Consider the following 18,760-nt stretch of genomic DNA (forward strand, 5'->3'; position numbering starts at 1 on the left):
TCGGCCCGATGGTCACCTGTGCGGGCGGGTGGGGTGGGCTGAGGTCGGGGGTTTCTGCTGGTGGGTGCCGGGGTGGGGTTAGGCAGGTTGGTAGATGTCGGGGATGCCGTCGTTGTCGGAGTCGCGGGTTTCGGCTTTGTGGATGCGGCGGTAGGTGTGGTTGCGGAGGCGGAGGACGACGTCGGCCAGGAGGGTGGCGATCAGGGAGGCGGTGAGGACGGCGACCTTGACGTGGCCGGCGACTTCACCGTGGTCGAAGGCGAGTTCGCCGATGAGGAGGGAGACGGTGAAGCCGATCCCGGCGAGCAGGGACAGGCCGAGGACGTCCAGCCAGGACAGGCCCTCGTCCAGATCGGCCCGGGTGAAGCGGGACACCAGCCAGGTGGTGAGCATGATGCCGATCGGCTTGCCGACGACGAGTCCGGCGACGATGCCCAGCGCGACCGGGTCGCCGAGCGAGTTCGTCAGGCCGCTGAGCCCGCCGAGCGCGACGCCCGCCGACATCAGCGCGAACAGCGGCACCGCGACGCCCGCCGAGATCGGCCGGAACCGGTGCTCGAAGTGCTCGGCGAGGCCCGGCCCCGCCTCCGGCCCGCCGTCCTTCCGCCCGCGCACGACGGGCACCGCGAACCCGAGCAGGATCCCGGCCACCGTCGCGTGGACGCCCGAGGCGTGCACCAGCGTCCAGGTCGCGGCGGCCAGCGGCAGCAGCACCCACCAGGAGCGGACGCCCCGCTGGACGAGCAGCGTGAACAGCGCGAGCGGGACCAGCACCCCCACCAGCGGGAGCGGCGCGAGATCCGCCGTGTAAAAAAAGCGCGATGATCGCGAGCGCGATGAGGTCGTCCACGACGGCGAGGGTCAGCAGGAAGGTGCGCAGCGCCGCGGGCAGGAACCTGCCCAGCACCGCGAGCACCGCCAGCGCGAACGCGAGGTCGGTGGCCGTCGGGATGGCCCAACCGACCGCCGCGCCCTCGGTGCCGCGCGTCACCGCCAGGTAGACCAGGGCCGGCACGGCCACCCCGCCGCACGCGGCGGCCACCGGCACCGCCGCCCGGCGCGGATCGCGCAGGTCGCCCGCGACGAACTCGCGTTTCAGCTCCAGGCCCGCCACAAAGAAGAAGACCGCCAGGAGTCCGTCCGCCGCCCACGTCGCCAGGGAGAGGTCGAGGTGCAGCGCGTGCGGCCCGACCGTGAACTCCTGGACGGTCGCGTAGGAGCGCCCCCACGGCGAGTTCGCCCAGACCAGGGCGATGACCGCGCCCGCCAGCAGCAGCCCGCCGCCGACCGTCTCGGTACGGAGGATCTCCGCGATCCGTCGCGCCTCCGGCCAGGACCCCCGCCCGAAGATGGCCCCGCGCCGTCCGCCGCCCGCCTCGAACCCCGCGTGTACCCCCGGCTGAGAGACCGCTCGACACTCGCCGACCAGACTTACCGGCACACCGGTCACTAAAAGTACCGATAAGAAGCCAAAACGCGCGCATCCGACCCAGTAGCCCGCGCGCCGCGCGGACGCACCCGGGCCTCGCCAGCCAGCCGATCATCGCGACCTCCCGTGTTCTCGCGACCGTTCCGTGCCCCCCACGCTGCCACGGAAAATTCTCGATTCTGAGTTATCCACAGGCTGAATTTCGCGCGGTCAGCGCGGCGTTCTTCGCATATCCCGACATCAATCATCAAGATCAAAACATTCCGGCGGTCCATGACACAGCGTGAATTCCGCACGAAGAGTTCATGCGCGATGTAGCCCAACCCGTCAAAGGTGGGATAGAAGGGACGGTCGGTGTCCGGAGCGGTGAGGAGACGGGTGGGCAGGGGCGAGGGCGGGGTGCGTGAGGTCGCGTGGGTCTTCCTCAGGCTGGGGACGATCGCGTTCGGCGGCCCGGTCGCGCACACCGCGATGATGCGGGACGAGCTCGTCCGGCGGCGCGGCTGGCTCGACGACGCCCGGTTCCTCGACCTCGTCGGCGCGACCCAGCTCATCCCCGGGCCGAACTCGACGGAGCTGGCGATCCACCTCGGCCACGAGCGGGCGCGGTGGCGCGGCCTCGTCGTGGCGGGCCTCTGCTTCATCGTGCCCGCCGCGCTCATGGTCACCGCGCTGGCCTGGGCGTACGTCACCTACGGGCAGACCCCCGCGGTCGGCGGCATCCTGTACGGGCTCGTCCCGGCGGTCATCGCGATCATCGTGCACGCGCTGCTCGCGCTGGTGCGGACGGCGCTGAAGACGGCGGGGCTCGCGGTCCTGGCGGCCGTCGTGCTCGGGCTCTACCTGGCGGGCGTCAACGAGCTGCTCCTCCTGGCCGCCGGAGCGCTGTGCGCCGTCGCCCTGCGCGTCCGGCCTTCCGGGAGCGCGCTCGGCCTGCCCGTCCTCATCGACGCCCCGGGCTCGCAGCTCGCCGAGCTGTTCGCCACGATGCTGAAGATCGGGGCGGTGCTCTACGGCAGCGGGTACGTGCTGCTCGCGTTCCTGCGCGGCGACTTCGTGGAGCGGCTCGGCTGGATCACCGAGCAGCAGCTCATCGACGCGATCTCCATCGGCCAGGTCACGCCGGGCCCCGTCTTCACGACGGCTACCTTCGTGGGCTACCTCGTCGCCGGGCTGCCCGGCGCGTTCCTGGCCACCGTCGCGATCTTCCTGCCGTCGTTCCTGTTCGTCGGCCTGCTGACCCGTCTGACGGACTTCCTGCGCTCCCGTCCCTGGACGTCCGCCCTCCTCGACGGCGTCAACGCGACGGCCTTCGCCCTGATGGCGGGCGTCACGTGGCAGCTCGCCGGAAGCGCGATCGTCGACCCCCTCACCGCCGCGATCGCCGCCGTCACCCTGCTCCTGCTCTGGCGCACCTCCCTGAACAGCGCCTGGTACCTGGCCGCCGGAGCCGCCGTCGGCTTGGCCCACACCGTCCTCACCTGACCGCCACGGGCCGCCGAGAACCGTTGCGGCGCGTCACGAAATGTCGGGGGTGGCCACGCGGCGGGTGAAGGTGCCGTGGAAGCCCAGCGGGAGGTGGTGGTCGAGGTGGAGGGTGGCGACGGAGGCTGCTTCCAGGTCGCGGGCGTCGAGGATCTCCAGGCGGGACGCGTGCTCGCGGGCCGAGTAGACGACAACGAGGATCCATCCGTCGTCCTCGGCGGAGTCGGGCGACCGGGGGACGAAGAGAGGCTCGCCCACGTAAGCGTCGTCGCCCATCGGGTGGGCCTGGACGGAACCGGTCTCGCCGTCCACCTTGAGGACACTGTCGTAGGTGCCGGTAGGTGTCGTCCGGCCGGACATGTAGGTGAAGCGGTGTTTCCGGGTGGAGAGCCGCCAGTCGTGCTGCGGGAACTCGCCGGGCGCGGAAGACAACTCCTCGGCTATCACCCGTCCGTTGCGGGTGATCCGGTAGCGCATGAGCCGGCTCGGCGGGAGGTCGGTGAAGGACGAGCGGAAGTCCGTCAGGTCCTGTTTGAGGGTCGCGAAGTCGGCGAACTGGACGAGGTCCACGACGGTGTCGGGGCCGTCCTCGAAGGCGTTGGCGACGTGCACGTGCACCAGCGCCTCGTGCTCGATGATCCGGGCGGGCCCTCCGCGCCGGGGCACGAGGACGAACCTTGTCCCCTTCTCGGGCCGGTGGTCGAGGGATCCCATCACTCCGCGTCCGGTGGCCAGCGCGCGCAGGTCGAACATGTAGGGGTCGAGGACGAAAACCAGGTGGTCGGCTGTCAGCCCCATGTCGTGGTTCCACGGCAGGTCGAGCATCTTGACGCTGGCCAGGCGGTGCAGCCGACCGCTCCGGTCCACCTTCCAGCAGTGCAGACCGGGCAGGGGCGAGAAGTCCTCCCCGAAGTTGAACATCTCGCCCGTCGCCGGGTCCCACTTGGGGTGCGCGGAGAAGGCGCGCAGCAGACCCCTGAGCCGCCCGTCGAAGCGGTACGGGCCGTGCGTCTCCAGCGTGTCGGGGTCGAGGAGGTGCGGCGGGCCGCCCTCCCAGAACGCGAGGAGGCGCTCGGCGTGCAGCGCCACGTTCGTGTTGGCGACGTTGGCCGGCGCGCGCCCCAGATTCGCCAGGAGGCCGCCGGGGCGCGGGGTGCCGACCCCGGGCCTGCGCAGCCGGTCGGAACGCCGTGTCTGGCGGAACTGGCGCGTCCTGACGTAGCGGTTCCGGAACCGCGCGGACCGCCCGTCGAAGACGAACTGGGAGACCATCCCATCGCCGTCAAAAAGGTGGTTGAGCCGCGTTCGCCCGATGTCCCACCGTCCGGGCCCGATGCGGTAGAGCGTCCCGGTGAGGTCGGCCGGGAGCACCCCGCCAACCCGAGAAATCGGGTAGTCGTGCTCGTCGTTGAGCGGCTCGAAGATACGCCCGAGGACGGGTGCGGTGGCTGCCATACGGAGTCCCTCACGTGTGCTCTCTGTTGGAGCAAACGCTAGGTTGCCAACGCTTCACCCACAAGGGCCCCTCGGGGCGGGGCGGTCAGGGGGAGGCGGTGAGGGCCGCGTGCAGTGCGGCCTCGGACTGGAAGCCGGGGAGGGTCGGGCCGTCCTTGACCATGGTCAGGGGGACGGACCTGATGCCGTGGGAGCGGACCTTGGCCAGCAGCGCACGGGTTTCGGCGGCGCCCTCCTCGGGGTCGGCCGGAGGCGTCACGCCGGTCTCCGCCGCGAGGTCGGCGAGGGTGGCGAGGTCGCCCAGGTTCAGGCCGTCGGTGAAGTGCGCGCGGAACAGGCGCTCGGCCATCTGCTCTCCCCTGCCCTGCACGTCCGCAAGGTGGATGAACCGATGCGCCTGAAAGGTGTTGGCCGACAACGCGCTGTCGTAGTCGAGCGTCAGCCCTTCACCGCGCGCCATCTCCGCCATCCGGCGGGCGTCCTTGACGCCCTGCGCGCCGAACAACATCTCCAGGACCTCAAGCAGCGGCATCCCGTCCGCCTCGACGGGCGCGTCAGGCGCGAGCTGGTAGGGCAGCACGGTCACCTCCACGGGCTTCCCCTCGGCGCGCAGCCCTTCGGCCACCCGGGTGAGGCGGGTGAAGCCCATGTAGGACCACGAGCACACCAGGTCGACGACGATCTCTACGCGCACTGTTCTGTCCTCCAGGGGGTGATGGCGGAAAGGAAGGTCGGGAGTTGGGGCCGGTGCCGCCGCTGGACCGCCGCGACGACGCCGGGCGCGACGCCGAGCGCCGCGAGGGTCCGCCGGATCGACTCGGCCACCACCGGGTGCGGCGCGACCTCCACGAAGTCCCGGTGGCCGTCCTCGACGGCCGCCGTCACCGCCCGCGTCAGCCGGACGGGACGCCGCAGGTTGGCCGCCCAGTACGTGCCGTCGGCGACGAGCGCGGCGCGCGGGTCGGGGAGGGTCGTGGAGTAGACGGGTGTCCGACACGGCGAAGGCACGAGGTCCGCCACGGCCGCGACGAGGTCGGGCAGTAGCGCATCCATCTGGGGGCTGTGGAAGGCGACGTCCGAAGCGACGGGGTAGACGCCCGCGTCAGGCCACTGCCCGGCCAGCGCGGCGACGGCGGCGGGTGTCCCGGACACCACGCAGGACGCGGGCGCGGAGTCGATCGCGGCGACGAGGTCCGGCCGGCCGCGCAGCCGTGCCGCGGCCTCGGCGAACGGCAGCGTCACCAGGGCCATCGCCCCGCCGCCGACGGCGCGCCGCAGCAGCAGCGAGCGGCGGCAGCTCAGCCGCGCCCCGTCCCGCGCGGACAGCGCCCCGGCGACGACGGCCGCCGCGATCTCGCCGACCGAGTGCCCGATGACGGCGCCGGGCCGCACCCCGCGCGCCCGGAGCATCCCGGCGAGCCCGAGGTGGACGGCGTACAGGAGCGCCTGGATACGGTCGGCTCCGCCCAGGTCGCCTTCGGCCAGCGCGGCTGCCGGGGATAGGCCGAGCTCGGCCCTGAACACGGGCTCCACGACGGCCACCGCCTCGGCGAAAGGAGGGTCGTCGAGCAGCTCGCGGGCCATGCCGGGCCATTGGGAGCCCTGCCCGGAGAAGACCAGGACCGGACCGGGGCTCATGACGGCTCGTCCGTGACGGCGGCGTGCGCGAACTGGGCCGAGTACAGCGCCGCGTACGCGCCGTCGAGGGCGAGCAGTTCGTCGTGTCCGCCCTGCTCCACGATCCTGCCTTCCGCCATGACGAGGATGAGGTCGGCGTCGCGGATGGTCGAGAGCCGGTGCGCGATGACAAAGCTGGTGCGGCCCCGGCGCAGGTCGTTCATGGCCCGCTGGACGAGCAGTTCGGTGCGGGTGTCGACGGAGCTGGTCGCCTCGTCGAGGATGAGGATCTGGGGGTCGGCGAGGAACGCGCGGGCGATCGTGATGAGCTGCTTCTCCCCGGCGCTGATCCCGGCGGACTCCTCGTCCAGCACCGTGTCGTACCCGTCGGCGAGGGTGGCGGCGAGCCTGTCGACGTGCGCGGCCCGCGCCGCCCGCTCGACCCGCTCGCGGGTGGCGTCGCGTGCCCCGTAGGCGATGTTCTCGGCGATCGTCCCCTGGAAGAGCCAGGGGTCCTGGAGCACCATGCCGGTGGCGGCGCGCAGCTCGGCGCGGGACATCCGGGCGATGTCGACGCCGTCGAGGGTGATCCGGCCGCCGTCCAGCTCGTAGAACCGCATGATCAGGTTGACGAGGGTCGTCTTGCCAGCACCGGTCGGCCCTACGATCGCCACGGTGCGGCCGGGAGCGACGTCAAGAGACAAGTCCTCGATAAGCGGCCGTCCCGGCGCGTACCCGAAGGTGACGTGCTCGAAGGTGACGCGCCCGCGCAGCTCGGCGGGCCGCTCCGGCGTCTCCGGGTCGGGCTCCTGCTCGGGCGCGTCGAGCAGCGCGAAGACCCGCTCGGCCGACGCGAGCCCGGACTGGAACAGGTTGAGCAGCCCCGCCGCCTGGTTCACGCTCTGCGTCGCCTGCTGCGAGTACTGGATGAACGCCTGGACGTCGCCGAGCGACAGCGCGCCCGACGCGACCCGGTACGCGCCGATGACGGCGATGAGGAGGTAGCCGACGTTGCCGAGCGCGATGGTGGCGGGCCGGGCCAGCCCGGAGACGAACTGGGCGCGGAACCCGGCCCGGTACAGGCCGTCGTTGTACTCGGTGAACCGCCGTGCCGCCTCCTCGTTGCGGCCGAACAGCCGGACGAGCGCGTGCCCGGTGAACACCTCCTCGACGTGCCCGTTCAGCTTGCCGGTGGTGCCCCACTGGGCGAGGAACTGGGGCCTGGCGACGAGCGCGATCCGCCGGGTGGCGTACAGCGCGAGCGGGATCGTGACGAGCGCGGTGACGGTGAGCAGCGGCGAGATCCAGCACATCATCGCGAGCACACCGACGAGCGTGAGCACCGCGTTGAGCACCTGGCCGAGCGTCTGGGCGAGGGTCTGCGACAGGTTGTCGACGTCGTTGGTGACCCGGCTGAGCAGGTCGCCGCGCGGCTTGTCGTCGAAGTACCGCAGCGGCAGCCTGGCCAGCTTGGCCTGCGCCCGGTCGCGCAGCCGGTACATCGACCTCTGGACGAGCGTGCTCAGCACCCGGCCCTGGATCAGGAGGAACAGCGCGGAGACGAGGTACAAGGCGAGCACTCTAAGCAGCACCTCGCCTATCGCACCGAAGTCCGTGGGCGCGTCACCCGTCACCCCGGCGAAGACGAGGTCGGTCGCCCCGCCCAGCACCTTCGGGGCGGTGACGAGGCAGGCGACGCTGACGAGCGTGCACGCCAGCGCGACGGCGATCAGCCCGCGTTCGGGGCGCAGCAGCCCGGCCAGCCTGCGCCCGGTGCGCGCCGAGTCGCGGGACCGCTCGACGGGCCCGTTCAGGAACGCCGCCGGACCCCGGAAGACGGGCGGTTTTGTGGGGGTCTCGCTCATGCCGCCTCGCTCTCGGTCAGCTGCGACAGGACGATCTCCCGGTAGGTCGGGGTGCCCGCGAGCAGCTCGGCGTGGGTGCCGACGCCGACGACGGCGCCCCGGTCCAGCACGACGATCCGGTCGGCGTGCCTGATCGTGCCGACCCGCTGCGCGACGACGAGGACCGTCGCGTCGGCGGTGTAGGCGGGCAGCGCCGCGCGCAGCGCCGCGTCCGTGGTGTGGTCGAGCGCGGAGAAGGAGTCGTCGAAGAGGTAGACGCGGGGCCTGACGACGAGCGCACGGGCGATCGCAAGCCGCTGACGCTGCCCTCCGGAGAAGTTGGATCCGCCCTGGCTTACGGGCGCCTCCAGCCCTTCCGGGAGCGCCGCTACGAAGTCCCGTGCCTGCGCGACGTCGAGTGCCTGCCAGAGTTCCTCGTCGGTAGCGCCGGGCTTGCCGTAGCGCAGGTTGGAGGCGACCGTCCCGGAGAACAGGAACGCCTTCTGCGGCACATACCCGACCGTCGCGGACAGCAGCGCGGGCGCGAGGTCCCGCACGTCGACGCCGCCGACGAGCACCGTGCCCTCGGTCGCGTCGAACAGCCGGGGGACCAGGTTGAGCAGCGTCGTCTTGCCGCTGCCCGTGCTGCCGACGATCGCGACGACCTCGCCGGGCGCCGCGACGAGGTCCACCCCGCGCAGGACGGGCTGTTCCGCGCCCGGATAGCCGAACCTGACGCCGCGCAACTCGACCCGTCCCGGCGCGGTCAGCGCGGTGACGGGCCTGAGCGGCGCCACCACGCTCGACTCGGTGTCGAGGACCTCCCTGATGCGCCGCGCCGACACCTCGGCCCTCGGCATCAGCAGGACGGTGAAGGTGGCGAGCATCACCGTCATCAGGATCATCATGAGGTAGCTGAGGAACGCCAGCAGCGAGCCGACGCCGATCGCCCCGGCGTCCACGCGGTGCGCCCCGTACCAGAGCACCCCGACGCTCGACACGTTCGCCAGCAGCAGGATCAGCGGGAACATCATCGCGATGAGGAAGCCGACGCGCGTGGAGACGTCCTTGAGCTCCCGGTTGGTGCCGCTGAACCTGGCCCGCTCGGCGTCGTCCTTCACGAACGCGCGGACGACCCGTACCCCGGTGATCTGCTCACGCAGCACCCGGTTGATCGTGTCTATGTGGTCCTGCATACGACGGTAGAGCGGGCCCATCCTCCAGAGGATCACCGCAAAGACGAGCGCCATCACGGGCAGCGCGAACAGCAGGACCGACGACAGCCGCACGTCCTCGCGCACCGCCATGACGGTGCCGCCCACGCACATGATCGGCGCGGTCACCATCATGGTGGCGGCGAGCAGCACCACCATCTGCACCTGCTGGACGTCGTTGGTGACGCGGGTGATGAGCGACGGCGTCCCAAAACGCCCCACCTCGCGCCCGGAGAACCCCTGCACCCTGTCGAACAGGGCAGCGCGCAGGTCGCGCCCGACGGCCATCGACACCCGCGCCGAGCAGTAGACAACCCCGACCGATCCCACAGCCCCGACCAACGTGACAACAAGCATCACCCAGCCGAGTTCAAGAATCCGCCCGGTATCGCCCGTCACCACCCCTTCATCCACGATATCGGCATTCAACGCGGGCATAAAAAGCATGCCCAGCACCGAAACAAACTGGAGCACAAGAATGACCACAAGATCTCGCGGATAGGGCCGAAGACTCTCCCTGAGCAAACGGAACAGCACAGAACCTCCCAGAGAGCCGCGGCCCTCCGGGCGGGACCGTCCGGCGACTCAGGCCCCACCGTGCAAGCTGAAGTTCGGTTTAAGTCAATACCCCTCAGGTCCGCCGGAACCCGCGCTCCGCGACCCGGTTGACGGCGGCCACCGCGCCAAAGAGGACGAGCGCCGCGACGACGGCCGCGATCGCCCGGAGCAAGGGGGCGACGGACGAGGCCGGACTGAACATCATGACAAGCGGGCCAAAAGGGATGAGGAGAAGCGCGCAGGCACGACGTCCGTAGGGCCGTCGCGCAAGCAGCCCCACAAGCAGCACCCCGTAAAGGAAGAGCCCGGAGACGAGGTGGTTCCACCCGGCGAAGGAGTAGACCGCCCAAACCCGCGGCGTGACGACAGCCAGAAGGACAGCCCCGATGATGACCGCCCAGAGAGGAACCCCACGGAGCAACTCCCCGCCCCTACGCGCTCCCGACGACCCGAGCAGAGCGCCACCCACCACCAGCCCGGCCAGGACGAGCGGGAGCACACCCTCGACGGCCGCGTTCACCGAGTACACAAAGACGTTGTCCGGCCCGACGCTGAGCGCCCACAGGAGTCCCACCGCAAGGGCGCCGCTCACAGCCAGCGTGCCGAAGCCGGCCGTCCGCCTCAACCCGCACAGGGCGAGCACCGACAGCACAGCCCACGCCCCCCAGATCGGAGCGCTGCGGTAGAGGCTGAACCAGGTCACCACGTCGCCCGGCCGCCCGGCGTGCTCGACCGCGAACGGCAGCGTCGCGGCCGCGTCCACCGCGTACCGGACGGCCAGGGCCAGCATCAGCACCGGGCCGAGGAGGCTCACGACCGCGAACGCGTCCCGCCACCGCGGCGCGTCCAGCGCGCGTCCCGTCGCGGCCAGCCTGACGGTGACGGCCCCGTGCGCGATGTCAGCGGCCTCACGGAAGCCGGGCCGACGCTGCCCCGGACGCGCCTGCGCGAGCAGAATCCCGAGGATCTCGTCCCCGTATTCACGCCGGTATCCGGCCGGGTAGCAGCGCAGCAGGGCGCGGTAACGTCGTTCGAGCATCGGATTTCTCTTTCCTTCGCCGCTCAAGCCGGACTGCCGTAAGGGGACGCGGCGAGACGGCGCACCGCCGTCCTGGCCCGCCGCAACTGCCGTTCCGCCTCCACGGAAAGCGCCGCCGCGCCCTCCTCGGTGAGCCGGTAGTACCGGCGCAACCGCCCGTCCACCACCTCGTCCCGCTCCGCCTCGACGAGCCCTTCCGCGCGCAACCTGTCCAACGCCGCGTACAGCGTCCCCGGCCGCAACCGCACCCGCCCCTCAGACACCCGCTCCGCGTCAAGAATGATCCCGTACCCGTGCAAAGCCCCCCCAACCAGCGCCGTCAGTATCAAGAACGTCGGTTCCCGCATCCCCTCACTCACCCCACCAACATATACAGATCATCGATCCATCCCCCACCCCAGACCACATCCGGCCGCCCCACCCAGCCAACACGGAACGCAGGAGACCCGAACCCACCAGCCTTCTCCGCGCAAGCGATCCGTCTCCCACCGGGCCGGTGATGACCCTGATGGCGACTCCCCTTCCGCAAATTCTCCCCAAACAACGCACTACGATTGAACCCATCTGAATTCCGGCCAGCCCTGACGGGGAATCTCACCAGCACCGCGCGGCCACCGTTTTGATCACGGTCTGAACGCCAGGAGTCCGAGGTCCGCGGCCCACGCGAAAGGTGCGTCAGGTGAGCGGACGTCAGGCCACTGCGACCGGATTTGTTCTCTTCGCTGCGATCTTGATGATCGTCAACGGGATCTGGGGAATCGTCGTCGGACTCGCAGCCATCATCCGAAGAGATTTCTTCGTCGTGGCCCCGAACTACGTCTACGAGTTCAGCACCACCGGATGGGGCTGGATCCACCTCATCCTCGGCGCACTCCTCACAGCTGTGGCCTTCGCCCTGATCTTCGGCCAAAGCTGGGCCCGCTGGCCCGTCCTGGTCCTAGTCATACTCCAGGCCACCAGCCAGTTCTTCTTCCTCCCCTACTACCCATGGTGGTCCATCCTCATCATCGCCCTGGACGTCATCATCATCTGGGCCCTACTGACCTACCACCCCAAGCCCCTCTAACCGAACTCACCACAATCCAGCCCTCCCTGGCCACGCCCGCTTTCCACGGCAGCAGAAACAAGCACGCTTGCAGCCCAGAGAAGCGCCCATCCGCCCTGATCCCCCCCGGATACGATCCGCGAGCGAGAACCCAACGCCGCCCGGCAACCCAAAAACGATCAAGGCCCAGCCTCGGACTTGCGTCCTGAGCTGGGCCTTTGTTGTGAGAGCGGATGACGGGAATCGAACCCGCGTGGTCAGCTTGGGAATCGCCTGGATCTCACGCCGCAGGGCCTCTGAACTGCGGGCGGGCCTGGCCACGAGTCTCCCCTGTTGACCCTTGATCGCCCTGCCTAATGGCACGCTAATGGCACGCAATCAGGGCTTCAAGCAGAGATTCCGCAGTACCTTCTGCGTGCTTCTCTGCTTCTCGTCCATGACGGCTGTCCCAGCACAGAGCCGAGCCGGGGTGAGCTCGTTCCGTTCCGGAGGGCTCGACCGCACGAACGTCGAGAAGTCGTGACAGAGAGATTCGCGCGGTCGAGTCCTCCGGCTGGCTGGGGGCCGCGGCCCCCGCTTCGAGCTCGATTGACCTTCTCTCATCGATAGAGCGACCCATTACGAGCCAACCGAACCCCGTCCACCGACGTCCAGAAACATCCTCTGACTAGCGCCGGAGCCCATCGACCGTCCACGGGAATCCACGGCTGCTCAGCCCTGTTGTTAGCGCCCGAGTTAGCAAGATCAGATGGCGCGTGCTCGCTCCGGAGCGCTCGACCGCGCGAACGACGAGACGGTGTGACAGAGGGATTCGCGCGGGCGAGTGCTCCGGCCCGTGGGGGGCTGGGGGTCGCGAGACCCCCGCTTCGGACTCGATCAGCCGACCTTGCTCCAGCCTCTTTACCTCGGACCAAGCAATGTAAGGCTCCGCTACCGATGTTCAATCCGTAAGTCAGGGGGAGGCGTCCAGGATTAACCTCCTGAGCAAGGCCTTCGTGACGAAGTCACGAAAGCCTTGCGTCGACCTTCCGTTCAACAGATCTCCCGATCTCGATCATTCGAGCCCCATCAGTTTACGGGTGATCTACTAGTCAATGATGGTAATTGAATCCCTAGTGCCAAGATCAACCAACAGGCGAACTCGCTCCCCGGACTGAAGGTTCACTTCGATGTCCGCCTTGGTTCCTTTCACCTTGACGTAATTAGATCCCGACTTGACCGGAATTTCGACCTTGTCGCCAATCGCCATTCGGGCTACTTGGCGCCCGTTGATCTCGATGGCAAATGTGGACAGTCGGCCTATGAGGCGATAGCTCTTTCTCTCAATCGAGATAATTGCATCAAGCACAACCCCGCCTCCCCTAGGCCATGGGCGCCAGCTCTAGACAAGACCAACTACTATCCTAATTTCTTGTATTCGGCTAGGAGGCAGTCCGACTTGTTACATAGATGTCGCCTTGGCTGAGGTGTGGTGCGACTGATGTTGCTAAGTGGCTGGATCTAGAATCCCTGCGACGGGCCGGTTTGTCCGGGGCGGGACCGGCCCGGAGAGGCCGCATGCCCGGCCCGGGCGGACCGGCCCCGGCCGCGGAGCGGGCGGGCTTGAAGACGTAGAGAAAGTTCTCATCGGGGGTGGTGGGTGGTGTGGGTTGGGGTGCTGGTGTCTGGTTGGGGTGGTAGAACGCTGGGATGGGTGGGGAGAGGTTTCGGGAGCTTGGGGTGGAGGTTCGGCGGTTGCGGGTGGCTGCTGGGTTGTCGGGGGTTGAGGTGGGGCGGCGGGCTGGGGTTACGCAGGCGACGGTGTCTCGGGTGGAGACGGGGCGGCGGGTGGCTGATGTTGGGGTGGTGGTTCGGGTGATTGAGGCGGTGGGTGGGGGTGTGGAGTTGGTGGCTATGGCGCGGGAGGTGTATGCCGAAGCGGTTCGGCGGCGGGTGGATGCGGGGACGTCGTTGCGTGGGGGTGCTGCGGCCGGGGTTGTGGGGAGGGTCGGGGTGGTGCGGGCGTTGGGGGTGGCGGTGGTGCCGTTGGTGGTGCGGACGGCTGAGTATGCGCGGGAGGCTGGGCTTAAGGGTGGTGGGGTGGATTTGTTGGGGAAGCGGGTGGAGGTTGTGGTGGGTGAGGGGGTGTTGCGGACGTGGCCGGGGTCGGGTGCGTGCATGGCGGGGCAGTTGGAGCGGCTTGTGGAGGTCGCGGGGGGTGAGCTTGTGGAGTTCGGGGTGGTGCCGTTGGGGGTGGCGGGTGGAGGGCTGCCGCCGCATGGGTTCACGGTGTTCGGGGAGGAGGCCGTGGTGGTGGAGACGGTGACGCGGGAGTTGACGTTGACGGCGGCGGGTGACGTGTCGGTGTATCTGCGGGTGTTCGACGAGGTGCGGGAGCGGGCGGTGTTCGGGGATGAGGCCGTGGCGCGTGTGATGCGGGCCGCTGCGGATCTGCGGCGCGCCCTGGACTCTATACAGAGAAAACGTTGAATAATCCCTAGGTCTGGCTTACGCTGCGCATTCGATAGGTGTTTAGACCCCTAGACGGATGGGTGGTGAGGGGCCGTGGTCCGGTGGTCTCGGATGTTCGACGGGGAGATGCGCGAGCTGGTGGAGGCTCGGCGGTTCGTCCGGTCCGTCGGGGCGGGGCATGGAGCGCTGTACCGGGCCGTGCTGGTGATGAACGAACTCGCGACGAACGCAATCTTGCATACGCGCAGTGGGGATGAGGGCGGGTTGTTCGTGGTGGAGGTTGAGGTGGGGGCGGACGGGATGAAGGTGGGAGTGGTGGACATGGGGGCGGATCAGGAGCCTGTGGTGGTGGATCGGGGAGTGGAGGCGCTGGACGGGCGGGGGCTGGAGCTGGTGGGGCGGATCGCGGAGAAGTGGGGGTTTGAGGAGGTTCGGGTGGGGCGTCGGGTGTGGGCGGTGGTGCCTGCTGAGGACGTGAGGGAGTGGGCGGGGAAGGTCTGATTTGCGGTGGGTGGGCCCGCGATGCCGCGTCGGCGGCGGAAGATTCAGGCGGTGGACGCTGTGACGGGGGATCCGCTACTCCAGGCTATGTCTAGGGTCCTAGACTCGGTGGTGAGTCAAGGAGGCGGTGGTATGCCGGGCGAGTTGGAGCGGATCTCGCGGATCGAGGACCCGTTTGAGCTGCTGCGCGCCACCACCGCGCGGTTGGCTGAGGCGCAGCAGGAAGTGACAGAGCTGAGCCGTCTTCGGCGGCGGCTGATCCAGGATCTCCACGCGCAAGGGCTGTCGTACGCGGACATCGCCAAAGAGGCCGGGTTGAGCCGGGGGCGGATTCACCAGATCCGGCACACCGGGCCCGCGCCGGAGGGGGCGTTCCTGGGCGTCGGCGGCGTGACGGTGGTGACGCCGCTGCGGCCCGATCCGGTGTCGGATCGGACGTATGTGGCGCTGGACGACGTCAACACCGGGAAGCGGCTTGAGGAGCTGGCGCGGACGTTTGATCTCAAGGTGGACTACGACCACGTCTCGGTTGAGGGGGACGTGGATTTGAACCGGGCCGGTCTGCTGGTCGTCTGCGGGCCGCGCATGTCGCCGATCGTCCGTGAGACGTACGCGAAGGACCCGGTGATCGAGTGGGACCGGGATGACGTCGGCTGGCTACTGCGCGACACCAGGACAGGCGACGAGTACAGGTCGGGGCAGGAAGAGAAGCCTCCACGGCCGTACGACGTTGGATATCTGGGGCGGCTGCCTCGGCCGGACGGAAACGGGAACGTCCTGCTCGTCGCCGGGGTCCACCCCGAAGGGTCGCTGGGCGTGGTGCATCTACTGACGACCGATATCGGGACACTCTGGGGGCAGGTGGGCGACGAGGCGTTCTCGGTCGTTGTCGGCACCGAGTATGACCCGAGCACCCATGAGCCCGTCCGGACGGAACTGCTGACGCCGTTGTACCGGCACACGTAGGTAGCGTAGGCGGGTGCGCGTCTCCGTCTCCTCGCTGCCCGGCCGTCCCGACCGTCCTAATGAGGACTTCGCCGCGATCGGCCCCGGTACGGCCGTTCTGATCGACGGGGCCGGGGCACCGAGCGGACTCGACAGCGGATGCGTCCACTCCGTCGCCTGGTACGCGCGCACCCTCGGCGGGCTGCTCCTGGCCGAACTCGCCGACCCCGGCGTAGGGCTCGCCGAAGCACTGGAAGGGGCCATCAAGCGCGTGGTGGAGGCGCACGGGGAGACGTGCGACCTGACGAACCCGCATTCGCCGTCCGCTACCGTCCTGGCCGTCCGGGCACGCGGGGACGCGCTTGAGTACCTGGCGCTCGCGGACTCGACAGTCATCATCGAGTTCCACCGGGGCGAACCACTGATCGTCACCGATGACAGGCTTGAGGACGTGCGCGGCCGTGTCCTCGGTACTGCGGCTGACAGCGCGCGGATCGGAGCGGACGGGTTCGCTGACGGGCTCCTGGCACGCATGGAACGCATGGCCGCGCACCGGAACGTCACGGGAGGGTTCTGGGTCGCCAGCACCCACCCCGACGCGGCAAGAGAGGCCGTCGTGGGCGCGGTGCCTCTGGTCGACGTCAAGACGGTGACCCTGCTGACGGACGGCGCTACCCGGCTCGTTGACCTGTTCGGCGTCGCCTCCTGGGCCGAACTGCTGCACGCCGTGGCCTGCGACGGGCCGGACACGCTGATCGACTGGACACGGGATGTGGAAGCAGCCGACCCGGACGGGGCGCGCTGTCCGCGCGGCAAAGCCCACGACGACGCCACCGTGATCCGCTGGAACCTGTCCGACTGACGGCCTGCCCGACGTTCCCGCGACCTCCTGCATACCCCCCTAGACAATCGGAGCCTCCGAACGCCCGAAGCCTGGTGTCTAGGGGGGTGGACATCGCCCAATCGGAGGTACAGCAAGTGCGCAGCATCCCGATCGACGTCGCGCGGTTCGTGTTCGTGTGCGTGGCTCCGCCGCGTCCGAAGCTCGTCAGCATGGAGACGGGGGAGGTGAAGCAGGACAAGGACGGGAACACGGTGTTCACGGTCGGCCTGTCGGCGGCGGACGTCGGCACGGGCCGGGTGGAGCTGGTGAACGTCGCGGTGTCGGCCGATCCTCACCGTCGAACAGGTCTTCGCCATCGCCGGTCTCATCGGCCGCCGTCCAGTCGGCAACATCCGCAAGACCCCGGACGGCTACCGGCTCCGATACCGCGTCACCGGCAAGGGAATACGGACCCACCCCGAGCCCTTTGCCACCCGTAAGGCGGCTGCAGCCTTCCTGTTCGCTCTGATGAACCAGGGGCGGGCCGACTACACGACCGATGACCGTCTTCGCGCCCTGGTCCTGCTCGCCGCGTTCGCCTCGCTCCGCTGGGGTGAGGTCACGGCGCTGCACCGCCAAGACCTCGACCTCAAGAACCGACTCGTCCGAGTCCGCGTCGCCTACACCGAACAGGCCAACGGGAAGATGCACCAAGTCACGGGCCGGGGTTCGGACCGTCGCGATCCCCGCCGCCCTGGTCCCGGAGCTCGAAGCCCACCTGACCAAGTACACCCGCCCCGGCCCGAACGCCCTTGTCTTCACCGGCATCAAAGGGCGGTCCCCTGCGGCGAAGCGGCTTCAACAAGGCCACCCGGTGGACCCACGTCGTGAGCGTCCTGGGCCTGCCCGGCGCGCACTTCCACGACCTCCGGCACACCGGCAACATGCTCGCCGCCGCGACCGGGCAGGCGACCACCAAGGACCTGATGCACCGCATGGGCCACGACTACGAGCGGGCCGCCCTCCGCTACCAGCACGCCACCCGCCGCGCCGATCAGGCCATCGCCGATGGCCTCGACCAGCGCCTCAAAGCGATCAAGGGCGATACCGAAGAGGACGGTGACGACGGCGCGGCCGACGTCCTCGCCCCGGTCAGCTGAGGGGGCGGCGCGGGCCTAATGGCACGTTAATGGCACGACGCCGCTAAACAGTCCAGAAAACGATCAAGGCCCAACCTCGGACTCGCGTCCTGAGCTGGGCCTTTGTTGTGAGAGCGGATGACGGGAATCGAACCCGCGTGGTCAGCTTGGGAAGCTGAAGTTCTGCCATTGAACTACATCCGCGGGGCGGAGTTGGGGTCCGCCGCGTGGACAGTGTAGCGGATCTGTGGGGGGTGGGGGGAGGAGGGTGGGGAGGGCGGTAGCGTGGGGCGGGTGTTGCTGTCAGATCGGGATATCAGGGGTCTGGTCGAGGCCGGGCGGGTGGGGATCGAGCCGTTTGATCCGGGCATGGTTCAGCCGTGTTCGGTGGATGTGCGGCTTGATCGGTACTTCAGGGTGTTCGAGAACCATCGATACCCGCATATTGATCCGGCCGAGGAGCAGAGTGATCTGACGCGGCTGGTCGAGGTGGAGGGGGATGAGGCGTTCATCCTGCATCCTGGGGAGTTCGTGCTTGCGTCCACGTATGAGGTGTTCTCGTTGGCGGACGACGTGGCGGCGCGGCTTGAGGGGAAGAGTTCGCTGGGGCGGCTCGGGCTGCTGACGCACGCGACAGCCGGGTGGATCGATCCGGGTTTCTCCGGGCATGTGACGCTTGAGCTGTCGAACGTGGCGACGTTGCCGATCAAGCTGTGGCCGGGGATGAAGATCGGGCAGATGTGTCTGTTCCGGACGTCCTCGCCGGTGGAGCACCCGTACGGGTCCAAGGAGTACGGCTCGCGCTACCAGGGCCAGCGCGGTCCGACGCCCTCCCGGTCCTTCCTGAACTTCCACAAGACCGTCATCAAGGACTGAACCCCACAGACGGGGCAACAGAGGCGCCCCCGAGAGAACGCGGAACGCCCGCCGCCGGATCTTTCCGGTGGCGGGCGTTCTGTGTCAGGGAGTTATTCCGCGGCGGCGGTGGCCGGGACTTCGCCCTTGATGGACTTGATGAGGAGTTGGGCGACGTCGACGACTTCCAAGGTCTCTTTCGCTTCTCCCGCGGACTTCTTTTCGTTGATGGCGTCGCCGAGCATCACCAGGCAGAACGGGCAGGCTGTCGACACGGTGTCGGGGTTGGTCTCCAGGGCCTCATCGACGCGTTCGGTGTTGATGCGCTTGCCGATCCGCTCTTCCATCCACATCCGGGCA

The 18,760-nt window shown here is 68.9% G+C and carries 17 protein-coding genes, 1 tRNA gene and 1 pseudogene; 8 read left to right on the forward strand and 11 right to left on the reverse strand.

Translation table 11 applies throughout. The annotated features are described in order from the left end of the window. Window positions 1-78: 78 nt before the first annotated feature. Window positions 79-1,315 (reverse strand): annotated as a pseudogene (gene nhaA / locus LO762_RS24915) (Na+/H+ antiporter NhaA). Between the two features lie 492 nt (window positions 1,316-1,807). Between nhaA and chrA the strand changes: the two are divergent. Then, window positions 1,808-2,914 carry a chromate efflux transporter gene (gene chrA / locus LO762_RS24920; RefSeq protein ID WP_230618429.1) on the forward strand — a complete coding sequence of 369 codons (1,107 nt, stop codon included), beginning with the start codon at window positions 1,808-1,810 and terminating at the stop codon, window positions 2,912-2,914. A gap of 33 nt (window positions 2,915-2,947) precedes the next feature. Here chrA and LO762_RS24925 read toward each other — a convergent pair whose 3' ends face one another. From LO762_RS24925 to LO762_RS24955, 7 genes are all read right to left on the reverse strand, one after another. Further along, a complete protein-coding gene (locus LO762_RS24925; protein ID WP_230618430.1) occupies window positions 2,948-4,369 on the reverse strand; it encodes a carotenoid oxygenase family protein in 1,422 nt (473 codons plus the stop codon). A gap of 85 nt (window positions 4,370-4,454) precedes the next feature. Then, on the reverse strand, window positions 4,455-5,063 hold the full coding sequence (locus LO762_RS24930) for a DsbA family protein (protein ID WP_230618431.1): 609 nt from the start codon (window positions 5,061-5,063) through the stop codon (window positions 4,455-4,457). Continuing rightward, window positions 5,054-6,007 carry an acyltransferase domain-containing protein gene (locus LO762_RS24935; protein WP_230618432.1) on the reverse strand — a complete coding sequence of 318 codons (954 nt, stop codon included), beginning with the start codon at window positions 6,005-6,007 and terminating at the stop codon, window positions 5,054-5,056. Before LO762_RS24935 ends, LO762_RS24930 begins: the two co-directional genes overlap by 10 nt. Continuing rightward, window positions 6,004-7,851, reverse strand: a complete 1,848-nt coding sequence (locus tag LO762_RS24940; protein WP_230618433.1) for an ABC transporter ATP-binding protein — start codon at window positions 7,849-7,851, stop codon at window positions 6,004-6,006. The genes LO762_RS24935 and LO762_RS24940 overlap by 4 nt, the downstream gene beginning before the upstream one ends. After that, window positions 7,848-9,581 (reverse strand): ABC transporter ATP-binding protein, encoded by a 1,734-nt coding sequence (locus LO762_RS24945; RefSeq protein ID WP_230618434.1) that lies wholly within the window; start codon window positions 9,579-9,581, stop codon window positions 7,848-7,850. The genes LO762_RS24940 and LO762_RS24945 overlap by 4 nt, the downstream gene beginning before the upstream one ends. 94 nt (window positions 9,582-9,675) lie before the next feature. After that, window positions 9,676-10,641 carry a hypothetical protein gene (locus LO762_RS24950; protein ID WP_230618435.1) on the reverse strand — a complete coding sequence of 322 codons (966 nt, stop codon included), beginning with the start codon at window positions 10,639-10,641 and terminating at the stop codon, window positions 9,676-9,678. Between the two features lie 23 nt (window positions 10,642-10,664). Next, a complete protein-coding gene (locus tag LO762_RS24955; RefSeq protein ID WP_230618436.1) occupies window positions 10,665-11,000 on the reverse strand; it encodes a PadR family transcriptional regulator in 336 nt (111 codons plus the stop codon). 371 nt (window positions 11,001-11,371) lie between these two features. Here LO762_RS24955 and LO762_RS24960 point away from each other — a divergent pair, with 371 nt between their 5' ends. Then, window positions 11,372-11,707, forward strand: coding sequence for a hypothetical protein (locus LO762_RS24960; protein WP_230618437.1), 336 nt, complete (start codon window positions 11,372-11,374; stop codon window positions 11,705-11,707). A gap of 1,066 nt (window positions 11,708-12,773) precedes the next feature. Here the strand turns inward: LO762_RS24960 and LO762_RS24965 are convergent. Next, window positions 12,774-13,034 (reverse strand): hypothetical protein, encoded by a 261-nt coding sequence (locus LO762_RS24965; RefSeq protein ID WP_230618438.1) that lies wholly within the window; start codon window positions 13,032-13,034, stop codon window positions 12,774-12,776. Window positions 13,035-13,375: 341 nt separating this feature from the next. Here LO762_RS24965 and LO762_RS24970 point away from each other — a divergent pair, with 341 nt between their 5' ends. The 5 genes from LO762_RS24970 to LO762_RS24990 all read left to right on the forward strand — a co-directional run bounded on the left by LO762_RS24970 (window position 13,376) and on the right by LO762_RS24990 (window position 17,566). After that, the gene (locus LO762_RS24970; protein WP_230618439.1) at window positions 13,376-14,155 is read left to right on the forward strand and encodes a Scr1 family TA system antitoxin-like transcriptional regulator; all 780 of its coding nucleotides are present in this window, start codon (window positions 13,376-13,378) and stop codon (window positions 14,153-14,155) included. Between the two features lie 93 nt (window positions 14,156-14,248). Then, a complete protein-coding gene (locus LO762_RS24975; RefSeq protein WP_230618440.1) occupies window positions 14,249-14,638 on the forward strand; it encodes an ATP-binding protein in 390 nt (129 codons plus the stop codon). A gap of 132 nt (window positions 14,639-14,770) precedes the next feature. Continuing rightward, on the forward strand, window positions 14,771-15,604 hold the full coding sequence (locus LO762_RS24980; RefSeq protein WP_230618441.1) for a sigma-70 family RNA polymerase sigma factor: 834 nt from the start codon (window positions 14,771-14,773) through the stop codon (window positions 15,602-15,604). A gap of 13 nt (window positions 15,605-15,617) precedes the next feature. Beyond that, a complete protein-coding gene (locus LO762_RS24985; RefSeq protein WP_230618442.1) occupies window positions 15,618-16,445 on the forward strand; it encodes a protein phosphatase 2C domain-containing protein in 828 nt (275 codons plus the stop codon). A gap of 848 nt (window positions 16,446-17,293) precedes the next feature. After that, window positions 17,294-17,566, forward strand: coding sequence for a hypothetical protein (locus LO762_RS24990; RefSeq protein ID WP_230618443.1), 273 nt, complete (start codon window positions 17,294-17,296; stop codon window positions 17,564-17,566). Between the two features lie 112 nt (window positions 17,567-17,678). On the opposite strand, the gene LO762_RS24995 is transcribed toward LO762_RS24990, so the two are convergent. After that, window positions 17,679-17,749: transfer RNA gene (locus LO762_RS24995), tRNA-Gly, on the reverse strand. Between the two features lie 90 nt (window positions 17,750-17,839). Here LO762_RS24995 and dcd point away from each other — a divergent pair. Next, window positions 17,840-18,421, forward strand: coding sequence for a dCTP deaminase (dcd, locus tag LO762_RS25000; protein WP_230618465.1), 582 nt, complete (start codon window positions 17,840-17,842; stop codon window positions 18,419-18,421). A gap of 92 nt (window positions 18,422-18,513) precedes the next feature. On the opposite strand, the gene LO762_RS25005 is transcribed toward dcd, so the two are convergent. Further along, a partial coding sequence (locus tag LO762_RS25005; protein ID WP_230618444.1) for a heterodisulfide reductase-related iron-sulfur binding cluster occupies window positions 18,514-18,760 on the reverse strand: 247 nt, incomplete at its 5' end.

Source organism: Actinocorallia sp. API 0066 (assembly GCF_020991275.1).
GTDB lineage: Bacteria > Actinomycetota > Actinomycetes > Streptosporangiales > Streptosporangiaceae > Actinocorallia.